The 10,174-nt window shown below is 68.9% G+C and carries 9 protein-coding genes; 4 read left to right on the forward strand and 5 right to left on the reverse strand.

All coding sequences use genetic code 11. The features are described from left to right. Positions 1-25: 25 nt before the first annotated feature. Positions 26-3,151, reverse strand: a complete 3,126-nt coding sequence (locus ACZ5IK_RS25600; protein ID WP_465489982.1) for an ATP-binding protein — start codon at positions 3,149-3,151, stop codon at positions 26-28. A 256-nt stretch (positions 3,152-3,407) separates the two neighbouring features. Between ACZ5IK_RS25600 and ACZ5IK_RS25605 the strand changes: the two genes are divergently transcribed. Further along, the gene (locus ACZ5IK_RS25605; protein WP_465489983.1) at positions 3,408-4,682 is read left to right on the forward strand and encodes a cytochrome P450; all 1,275 of its coding nucleotides are present in this window, start codon (positions 3,408-3,410) and stop codon (positions 4,680-4,682) included. A gap of 3 nt (positions 4,683-4,685) precedes the next feature. Here ACZ5IK_RS25605 and ACZ5IK_RS25610 read toward each other — a convergent pair whose 3' ends face one another. The 3 genes from ACZ5IK_RS25610 to ACZ5IK_RS25620 all read right to left on the reverse strand — a co-directional run bounded on the left by ACZ5IK_RS25610 (position 4,686) and on the right by ACZ5IK_RS25620 (position 6,990). Then, positions 4,686-5,312: an alpha-ketoglutarate-dependent dioxygenase AlkB gene (locus ACZ5IK_RS25610; protein ID WP_465489984.1), complete on the reverse strand. Its 627-nt coding sequence runs from the start codon at positions 5,310-5,312 to the stop codon at positions 4,686-4,688. An 84-nt stretch (positions 5,313-5,396) separates the two neighbouring features. Beyond that, a complete protein-coding gene (locus ACZ5IK_RS25615; protein ID WP_465489985.1) occupies positions 5,397-5,954 on the reverse strand; it encodes an HAD family acid phosphatase in 558 nt (185 codons plus the stop codon). Between the two features lie 115 nt (positions 5,955-6,069). Next, positions 6,070-6,990, reverse strand: a complete 921-nt coding sequence (locus tag ACZ5IK_RS25620; RefSeq protein WP_465489986.1) for a hypothetical protein — start codon at positions 6,988-6,990, stop codon at positions 6,070-6,072. Between the two features lie 119 nt (positions 6,991-7,109). Here ACZ5IK_RS25620 and ACZ5IK_RS25625 point away from each other — a divergent pair, with 119 nt between their 5' ends. Both ACZ5IK_RS25625 and ACZ5IK_RS25630 read left to right on the forward strand, forming a co-directional pair. Further along, positions 7,110-7,943 (forward strand): MBL fold metallo-hydrolase, encoded by an 834-nt coding sequence (locus ACZ5IK_RS25625; protein WP_465489987.1) that lies wholly within the window; start codon positions 7,110-7,112, stop codon positions 7,941-7,943. Between the two features lie 37 nt (positions 7,944-7,980). Beyond that, positions 7,981-8,760, forward strand: coding sequence for an alpha/beta fold hydrolase (locus ACZ5IK_RS25630; protein ID WP_465489988.1), 780 nt, complete (start codon positions 7,981-7,983; stop codon positions 8,758-8,760). On the opposite strand, the gene ACZ5IK_RS25635 is transcribed toward ACZ5IK_RS25630, so the two are convergent. Next, positions 8,732-9,415 (reverse strand): ASCH domain-containing protein, encoded by a 684-nt coding sequence (locus ACZ5IK_RS25635; RefSeq protein WP_465489989.1) that lies wholly within the window; start codon positions 9,413-9,415, stop codon positions 8,732-8,734. The two genes, ACZ5IK_RS25630 and ACZ5IK_RS25635, sit on opposite strands and share 29 nt — an antisense overlap. Positions 9,416-9,442: 27 nt before the next feature. Here ACZ5IK_RS25635 and ACZ5IK_RS25640 point away from each other — a divergent pair, with 27 nt between their 5' ends. After that, entirely contained in the window at positions 9,443-10,048 is a 606-nt protein-coding gene (locus ACZ5IK_RS25640) for a hypothetical protein (protein ID WP_465489990.1), read from the forward strand. Positions 10,049-10,174 lie beyond the last annotated feature (126 nt).

A 10,174-nucleotide genomic window follows, 5' to 3' on the forward strand; every position in this document is an offset into this window, starting at 1 on the left:
GGGGGTGACAAGGTCCCCTGGCGGCTCACAGCCGCCAGGGGACCTTGCCGTCCGGTGCGTAGCGGCACGAAGACCCGGTGGTGACCGACGCGCGCAGGTGCGCGGCCAGCGCCGGATGCTGGTCGTCGAGTTTGCGCAGGGTGTCCCGGATCCGGGCGGTCACCGTCTTGCGGGCGCGTTCGGCCTCGTCGCCGAGCCGCCGGGTGCGGCCGCCGAGCCCGGCGGCGGACCGCAGTTCCGCCAGCAGCGCGTCCCGCTCGCGGTCCAAAGCGGCGGCGCGGGTGTCTTGGCCCAGCCCGGTCGCGGTGTCGATCAGGTCGTCGAGTTCGTCCAGCCGGGCGCGATACCGGGCCTTCGCCTCGTCATCCAGGACGGCGTCCCCGCCGAGGCTCTTGGCGGCGACGACCACCTCGCCGCCCTCGGGGTCGAGCAGCCGGACGGCCGCCACTTCCGAACCCGGCCTGCCGAGCAGGAAATGCAGGTCCCGCAAGCCTTTCGAATCCGGAAGATGTGCGGTGACGCCGTCGAAGTGCAAGGTCCACACGGCTTCGTCGCGACGGAACTCGGCGAGCGGGGCGGCCGGGACCCGCGTGCGATCCCGCAGTTCGGCGACCCTGGCCACGACCTGCCGCATGCCGATCGCGGTGGCCTCTCTGTCCACTTCGGACAGTAAGGTGGCCGCGGTGATCGCGTCCCCTTCGTGATTGCGGCCGAGCAAGGCCATCGCCAGCCAGGACTTGGCCTCGATCGCCCAGACCGTGGTCCTCAGCCGGTCCGCGGAGAGCGCGGCGTCACGCAGCCTGGTCGCCGCGTCGGCCCAGCGTTCCTGCGCCAGGTCCAGCCTGCCGAGCCAGAGGTCGACCGGGCCGGAGATTTCGCAGCCGTACAGGGAAACCAGCCATTCCCCGCTGTAGGGCGCGAGAAGCGCACGCGCCGCTTCGCAGCGTTCGGGGTCGCGCGAGACCGCCGCCGTATGCGCCTGGCAGCGCAACCACAGCGCTTCCAGATCGCGGGGGTACGGTTTCGCGTCGGCGGCGAGATCGGTGAGCCGCACGGCTTCCGCGGCGTCCCCCCGCTGGGCTGCGGTGATCGCCTCCAACACCCGGCCGTAGGCGTACCCGCCGTCGTGAATCTCGCGGTGTAATCCGGCGAGATCATCGAAGCGGCCCTCGAGACACCATCGCGTCCAGCGCTGCAACTGGCTCAGATCGCCGAAATGGGGATGCTCGTCTCCCTCGTGACAGGAGATCACCTGCTGGATCAACGTCTCGGCTTCGGCGAACCGGCCTTGGAGCGTGGCGATGATGCTCTGGTCGATCCGGGAGGCCAGCTGCGAACTCGGCGCCCGGCCGGTGCTCGCCAAGGCGACGAACTCCTGGTACTGCTCGAAATAGCGGGGATCGCCCCGTTCGAGCAGCGCCACCCATTTGAACGACGCCGCGTAGTGCTCCAGTTCCGGGTTCGACGTCCGGCGGCCGACCACGACCAGTTCGTCGGTGAGCCGTTCCCGTTCCGCGGCGCTGCCCGGCCCCCAGATCGCGTCGTGGCGGGCCCACAAACCGAACAGCAGCGCGGAATCGTCCTGATCGTCGCGGGCGGTCATCATGAAGTGCGCGGTCAGTTCCTGCGTCATTTCCTGGACGGTGAGTTCCTGACCCGGCTCGCGGCCGCAGAGCCGTCTGTGCGCTTCGGTGAGCACCAGGATGGTCTCGTCGACCCGCAGTCCCTTGTGATCGGCGCGGATCAGGGTCAGCGCCAGGCGGGCGAGGAGGTCGTCGTCGTCGAGTTCGTGGATGTGCGCGGAGACCTCGTCGAAAACTTGCCTGCTCTCGTCGGTTTCGTGGTGACGGGCCAGATGCGCGCCCAGTTCGAGTGCGATGACCGCCCGTCGCCGTCGATCCTCGGCGACCTCCATCGCCCGCCGGTAATGCGTGGCCGCCTCCTCGGCCGCCATCCGGCCGGTGGCGTCGATCGCCGCGGCCAGCAACAGTTCGACGGCCAGATTCGGATCGAGCTCCCGGCCGGCGAGCAGCGCGTGCCGGGCCAGGTCCGCGGGAAAGATCCGGTCCGGTGACGTCGGCATCTCGCGGACGGCCGCGACGACCGCGGCGTGCTGCTTCCGGCGCTCCGCTTCGGACAGGTTCGCGTACAGCGTCTCGCGGACGAGGTCGTGGGCGAACGCGAACCGGCCCTGCCCCTGCACCACGGCCAGTCGTGCCGCGACGGCCTGGTCGAGCAGCCGGTCCACCTGGGGAACGGGTGCCGACGCCACCCCGGCGAGCAGCTTGCGGTGGAACTCCCTGCCGAGTACGGACGCGGTGGTCAGCAGATCGAGAACCGGCCGGGGGAGCAGGGAAAGCCGTCTCTGCAGGGCGTCGGCGACGCCGGGCGCGATCGTCTCGGCGGAGCCGCCGCTGTGCCACAGCCGCGCCGTCTGCTCGACGAAGAAAGGGTTGCCGCCGGTGCGGCGATGGACCTCGGAGACCAGCGCGTCGTCCGGTTCCGTGCCCGCCGTCCTGGCCATGAGCGTGCTGACCTCGTCCGGTTCGAGACCGGTGAGCGTCACCGAAGTGGCCTTCGCGAGCAACGGCAGCATGAGCGAGCGTAGCGGGTGATCGGTCGTCTCGACCTCGACGTCCCGGTACGTGCCGATCAGCAGCAGCCGTTCGAACCAGGTGTGCTGCGCGGCGAACTCGAGCAGCCGCAGCGACGCCGGGTCGGCCCAGTGCAGATCGTCGAGTACCACCACGACCGGGCGTTCCTGGGACGCGGCCACCAGCGCGCTCGTGACCGCGTCGTAGAGGCGGAAGCCGTCGGCCGCGCCGTCGCCGCGGGCCTCGCCGAGCAGGACGTCCAGTTCACTGTCCGCCATCGCGGCCCACCGGCCCGGCTCGACCGAGCGCCGCAGCCCGCGGATCACCTGCGTCCACGGCCAGTAGCCCGGCGCGCTGGCCGAGTCCCAGCACGACCCGTTGAGCACCAGTGCGCCGAGGCGCTTCGCCTCTTCGGCGGCGCCGGTGACGAGCGTGGTCTTGCCGATCCCGGCCTCGCCGGTGACCAGCACCAGGCCGCCATGGCTTTCGGCGGCACGGGCTGTCTCCGCGCGGAGCACACCCGCGGGATGGTCGCGTCCGATGAGCGAGGCTGGCATGTCCGAATCCTCCCAGTAAGGTCCGACAGTTTCACGACGCAGGCCGCTTGTCAGGCGTTACTCGATGTTCGTCGTGACCGACGGTGACCGACGTCTCCCACTCGCTGGGAACCGCGCCCGGCCCGAATCCGACCTTCTGGACGTGACGAATCGAGTGGGACGACGGGTGAACGGCCGTCGAAATTCCTGTCCCGCCGGCCGGAAGCGGCCTGTTGTGCCAGGTCAGGTGGTCGGCGGCTGGAGTAGGGTGCGAAGTATGGGGAGCATTCGCTCGCGCGTGCTGGCATGGATCGGTCGTCGCTACCTCGCGCGCCAGCAGAAGAACGGTTTCGACCTGTCCAAGATGTCGATCATCCCGGACAACCTCCTGACGCCGCTGAAACGCGACGGTCTCGATCCGGTTGCCGAGCTGGGCCGGACCCGCGCGGAGGAGCCGATCAGCAGGCTGGACCTGCCGTTCGGGATGAGTGGCTGGCTGGTCACCGGCTACGACGAGGCGAAGGCCGTCCTCGGCAAGGTGACCGAGTTCAGCAGCGACTTCACGAACCTGGTCGGCAGCGCGGGGGTGACCGAGGACCAGAACCCCGGCGGGCTCGGGTTCGCCGATCCGCCGGTGCACACCAGGCTGCGGCGGCTGCTCACGCCGGAGTTCACCATGCGGCGGCTTTCGCGGCTGACGCCGCGGATCGACGAGATCGTCGCCGACCAGCTCGACGCGATGGAGAAGGCGGACGGTCCTGTCGACCTGTGGGAGGCCTTCGCGCTGCCGATCCCGTCGCTGACGATCTGCGAGCTGCTGGGCGTCCCGTACGAGGACCGCGACGAGTTCCAGCGGCTGAGCACCGCGCGGTTCGACCTCTTCGGCGGGGCGGGCGCGTCACTCGGCGCGATGACCGAGTCACTGTCCTATCTGGACGACATCATCAAGAAGCAGCGCGAGAACCCGGGCGACGGCTTGCTCGGCATGCTCATCAAGGAGCACGGCGACGAGATCGACGACCGCGAACTCGCGGGCCTCGCCGACGGTGTGCTCACCGGCGGGCTCGAGACCACGGCGAGCATGCTCGCGCTCGGCGCACTCGTGTTGCTGAAGGACCGATCGCTTTTCGAGACCGTGCGCGGTGACGACGAGGCCGTCCACAAGTTCGTCGAGGAACTGCTGCGGTACCTGACCGTCGTGCAGATGGCCTTCCCGCGTTTCGCCAAGGAGGACATGGAGATCGCGGGCGTCCGGATCGCGAAGGGCGACATCGTGCTGGTCTCGCTCAGCGTCGCGAACCGTGACGGTGTCCTCGGCGAGGACATGGAGAAGTTCGACGCGACCCGCGAGCCGACGTCCCATCTCGCCTTCGGCTGGGGCATCCACCGGTGCATCGGTGCCGAACTGGCCAGGATGGAACTGCGCACCGCGTATCCCGCGCTGATCCGCCGGTTCCCGGAGATGCGGCTGGCGATCGACCCGGACGAGGTGGGCTTCCGGAAGGTCTCGATCGTCTACGGCGTCGACGCGCTGCCCGTGCTGCTGGATTGAGTCTCAGGCGACCCCTCTCGGACGGAACTGGACGCTGATCCTCGGCCCGACCGGTTTGGCGGTCTTGGGGACGGCGTGTTCCCAGGTCCGCTGGCAACTGCCGCCCATGACGATCAGATCGCCGTGGCCGAGGGCGTGCCGGACGGTCTCGCCTCCGCCACGAGGGCGCAGCGCCAGCTGCCGGGCCGCGCCGACCGAGACGATCGCGATCATGGTGTCTTCGGTGCGGGAGCGGCCGGTGTCGTCGCCGTGCCAGGCGACGCTGTCACGCCCGTCCCGGTAGAAGCACAGACCGGAGGTCACGAACGGCTCGCCGAGCTCGTCCGCGTAATGCGCCGAGAGCGTCTCCCGCGCTTCGGTGAGGATCGGGTGGGGGAGCGGCATGCCCTCGCCGTAGTGGCTCAGCAGCCGGGGAACGGCGACGACACGGTCGTACATCTGCCGTCGTTCGGCATGCCACGGCACGTCTTCGGCGAGCCGGGTGAACAGTTCGTCCGCGCCGGTGAGCCAACCCGGCAGCACGTCGATCCAGGCACCCTGGGTCAGTTCGGTGCGCCGGAGACCGTCGAGCGAGCCGAGCCCGAGGGCGGCGCACTCGTCGAAGAGCGAGGCTTGAAGCGCGGGGGTCATGGCAACCGAACCTACCCCGGCTTCCGGCATTTGTCGAACGCCTGTTCGATCGGCGTGCGGGCCCTCACGCCGATCGTCGACCGGCTAGGAAAGCTGCTCGTTGTAGTCGGGCAGCTTGAAGCCCTTTTCGTAGTTGCCGCCGGTGAGGTCGCCGGGACGGTTCCCGACGTTGGCGATGATGGTGTACCCGGCGGCGGCGTACTCCTTGCGGCAGCGCTGTTTCGTGTCGGTCGCGTGGGATTCGGAGCTCTTGCGCACGCAGACGCGGTCCACCGGGTATCCGGCGTCGGTGAGCGCCTCCTTCGCGCCGCTCGCGCTGGAGCGGTAGCTGGCCACCAGTACCGAGACACCCTTTTCCTTGGCGTGCTCGATGAAAGCGAGCACGTCCGCGGTCGGCTCGCCGGGGTTGTAGTAGGTCTCGAGCGCGGTGTTGTCGATGTCGGTGACGACGGCCAGTTTCGAGCCACCCTTGGCGATCCGCTCATCGAGGTACGCCGTGCCGCCCTGCATCGCCGTGTGCACGTCGGACAGCCAGGTCCGGTAGCTCGGTACCGCGCTCGCGGAAGCGCTCGGAGCCGCGATGCCGAACGCCGCGCCGGTGAGGGCGGCGACAGCCAGGACGCGGGTGGTTCTGCTGTTCACTGTGGACCTTCTTTCGTCGCGGTTTTCCTGTGGCACAAGAACTGTGTGTCTCGAACATAACGAGACGGCTCCTTGTGGGAAACCCTCGGCGAAAGAATCCGTAAACAGAGAAACGCTATTCCCAGGTCCAGTGGAGACCGTGGATTCCGGGTGCCGCGTTCCGCCGCGACACGTGGACGGTGCGCCTGGCGTCGGGCCGCACGGTGGTCCACCCGGTGGTCCGGTTTTCGGGCGTGCGGGCCCGCCAAGTCCGGCATGAGACCGGCTCCGCTCCGGGGGCGAAGACGACTTCACCGTGGTAGTGACCCACGGATTCCGCGATCCTGCGGTGGTGGTTCTCGGCGACGATCGGCTGCGGATACTCCTGGACGAAGCCGATGGCCAGCCGTTCACCGCATCGTAAAGTCCTGTCCAGCACCAATTCCGTCAGCGAGAAGCCCTCTTCGTCGAGTGTGAGCACCGTACCGGGACGGCAACCGCTGCCCTCGACCACCAGAGGCGGCGCAACGCCCGGCATGCTTCTGGCCGCGAAGATCATCGTGCGCGTCCGATCCTGTCTGGCCTCGACGAGCTCCCGCACCACGAGGCGGCCGGTACACCTGTCCGGCCGCACATGGAACGTCTCGTGCAATTCGATCTTGCGGACCGGCTTCATCAGGCTGTCCCGGAATTCTTCGAGCAAGGGCGGCAGAAAGGCCGGATGTCCCCACGCCCGATGCCGTCGATGGAGCGGTACCGCGGATCGCACACCGCGACCTCGTGGTCGCCGGGAACCGACCAGCCTGCGCAAGGAGCCCGTTTGCAAGGCGAGCACTTCTTCCAGGATTTCCACCGCTCGAAGCGATTCCTCGCGTTCCGGCACGCTCCGGCCGCTCTGCCAATGGCTCAGCGTCATCGCGCTCACCGAGGCGCCTCGGGCACGGAGGCGGTAGTTCAACTGCCGGAGGCTGAGGCCTCGGGCCTGCACCGCCATCGACAACGCGCGGCAGAACGGCCCTGTCCGCAGAGCCTCGGCGAATTCGTCGTTCTCGGTCATGGCTCACCTCAACGCGACAGTTTGCAACGAGGGTTCAGGGCACGCCACCGTCTTTCGCCGGTTGACAGCCGGGTGAATACGCTAAGCTCCGGCCTCCGATCACGAACGGGGGGAGTCCCATGCTTGAGCGGGTCGCGGACGGCGTGCTGGTCCACCAGAGCGAACTGCTCCGGAACAACACCGTTGTCGTGCAGGGCGAGGATGGTGTGCTGCTCGTCGATGCCGGGATAACCGGCGGGGAAATGGTCTGTCTGGCGAATGATCTTCGTGAGTTGGGCCAGCCCGTCGTGGCGGGTTTCTCGACGCATCCCGACTGGGATCACGTGCTCTGGCATGCCGAACTCGGCGATGTGCCTCGTTACGGCACGGCCCGCTGCGCCGCCGACATGCGCGATCTGCGGTCGGACGCGGACTGGAAGGCTCGCGCGGCCGAGGGATTGCCACCGGAAATCGCCGGGGAGACGCCGCTGGACCTGTTCGGCCTCATCACCGGTCTGCCCGCCGGAACCGCGCGAATTCCTTGGAACGGCCCGGAAACCCGGATCGTCGAACATCCGGCGCATTCCCCGGGCCACGCGGCGCTGCTGATCGTGGAACGCGGGGTGCTTGCCGCCGGCGACATGCTCTCCGATGTCTTCGTCCCGATGCTCGACAACTTCAAGAGCACCAATGACCCGGTCGAGGAGTATCTCGTCGGGCTGCGGCTGCTCGAAGAAATAGCGGACGACGTGGCCGTCGTGGTTCCCGGCCACGGATCCGTCGGCAGGGGTGACCAGGTACGCGCGCGGATCGAGCAGGACCGGGCGTACGTGCACGCCCTGCGTGACGCCCGGACACCCGATGACCCGCGTATCGGCTCCTCGGCCGAGCCCGGCTGGGAGTGGGTGAGCGACATCCACGAAGGGCAAGCCCGGAGCGTCGCGGCGCGAGAGGACCCGGCCGGGAAAAACTGACCTGCGCCCGCCGGGAAGGCGGGGCACGATGGTCCCCATGATCGACACAGTCACGTCCGCGGATGGAACGCCGATCGCGCTCGAACGGCGCGGGGCGGGTCCGCCGGTCGTCGTCGTGGCAGGCGCGGCCAACGATCGTCACGGCGACGAGCCGCTGGTCGCGGAGCTGACGGCCGAGTACTCCGTGGTGACCTACGACCGGCGGGGCCGGGGCGACAGCGGGAACGTCGAGCCGTACGCGGTCGAGCGCGAGATCGAAGACCTTGCCGCGGTCGTGGCTTCGCTCGGTGAGCCGGTGATCGTGCACGGCATCTCGTCCGGCGGCGCGCTGGCCTTCCTCGCCGCCGCGGCGGGAGTGCCGATGGCACGGCTTTCGGTCTTCGAGCCGCCGTATCGCGGCGAAGCGGAAGATGTCCCCGAGGGATACGCCGACGAGATGCGCGACCTGGTCGCGGCGGACCGGTGGGACGACGCCGTCGCGCTGTTCATGACGTCCGCGGTCGGCTCGCCCGCGGAGGCCGTCGCCGAGGCGAAGGCGACACCGATGTGGGCCGAGCTCCGGTCGTTCGCGCCGACTCTGGTCCACGACGCCCGGGTGATGGGCGATTCGAAGGTGCCGGGCGGGCTGGAGTCGGTCACGGCACCGGTTCTCGTGGTGAACAGCAACGGCAGCACGGACTGGCTGAAGGCCGCCGCGCTCGCCGTCACGAAAGCGATCCCCGGAGCGAGGCAAGTGGAGCTGGACGGCGAGTTCCACAGTGTCCCGCCGGAGCGGCTCGTCCCGGAACTCAGCGCGTTCTACCGCGATCCTCGGTGAGCCGCAGGTAGGCCGCGCCGCGAGGGGAGATCCGGTAGCCGACTTCGAGGCTGAGCGTCAGGCCGAGGTCCTTGAGTTTGCGGATGTCGACCTTCAACGCTTCCTTCTCACGGCCGAGAAGGCCGGCGAGCTCCTGGGCCCGGCGCCCGGGGTTGTCGTTGATGAGCCGCAGGGTTTCGCGGGTCCATGAGCGGCGCCTGTCCATCTTGGCCAGTCGTTTGCCGATGGCCTCGGTGTCCTTTTCGGACAGTTCGGTCTCCGCGCTGAGCGCGCGCCGCGGATCGGGGCCGAGATAGCGCAAGCGGATGCGGTGGACCGGGGCGTCCGCGGGGCCGCGCAGAGTCCCGCGGACCGCGTTCGCCGAGTCCGCCCCGGAGCGGCGGGCGTCGGCGTCGGTGATGGTGGCCGGATCGACGATCTCGACCGAATCGACCTCGATCACCCCGGCCTCCAACCGCATGACGTCACCGGGATGGACGTTCTGTTTCGACCAGCGCCGGAACGCCAGGTCGATCGTCCCGGCCGCCAGTCCTTCGAGGACCGTCATGGAGAGGATCACCGTCGTTACCCAATCAGCGGGACGGCGGAGCGTCAACATCTTGTCCGATGACGGTTCGTGCTCGTACAGTCGCAGCCTGGTCCTGGTCTGGACCACCGCCGCCCTGAGTGTGCAGGAGGCAGGATGCGGAGACGACTTCGGACCGCAGGGGTGGTCGCGGCGGCCGCTCTCGGCCTGGTGGCGTCGGCGATGCCGGCGAACGCCCAGGTCGGAACCGGGCCGTGGACGGCGGAGAACCCCTCGTTCAACGTCCAGGAACGCGGCTGCGGCAACGTCGACGGGCTCGACTTCGAACTGACCTGCTCGACCGGGAGCGGTGACCAGCGGGCCGAACGGCGCTACGTGACCTACACCGGCGGGACCCGGCAGTTCGAGGGTTCGTTCCGGATCACCAGCATGGCGGGCACCCGGATCAGCCTGAAACAGACCTTCCGTGACGCGCCGACCGCCGGACCGTACTTCATGCTCGCGGTCGAACGCGGCGGGCGGCTCTACGCGGTCCACGGCGGGGAGACGCTGGGCAGCGGGGCGACCGTCGGGACGTCGGTGCGGGTCAACACCGTGCACCAGGTCGGGAGCACGCACAAGGTGTACATCAACGGCTCGCTGAAGCAGACCGTGAGCAGCAGCGGCGGTAGCTACTACGACAAGTTCGGCGCCTACCGGACGGCCAGTGGCGCCGGTCCGGTGAAAGTGACCTGGAGCGGGATCAAGTTCTGGCGGAAGTGAGCCGTAGCGCCGTCCGGTGTGGCTTCGGTCGGGCTGGGCTTCGGTCGGGTTGGTCGTGGGTGGGGGTTTTGGTTTGGAACAGAAAAAACCCCCCCCAAAAACCCCACCGCCGCAGTTCTTCCCCCC

This window comes from Amycolatopsis sp. NPDC031561 (genome assembly GCF_055580625.1).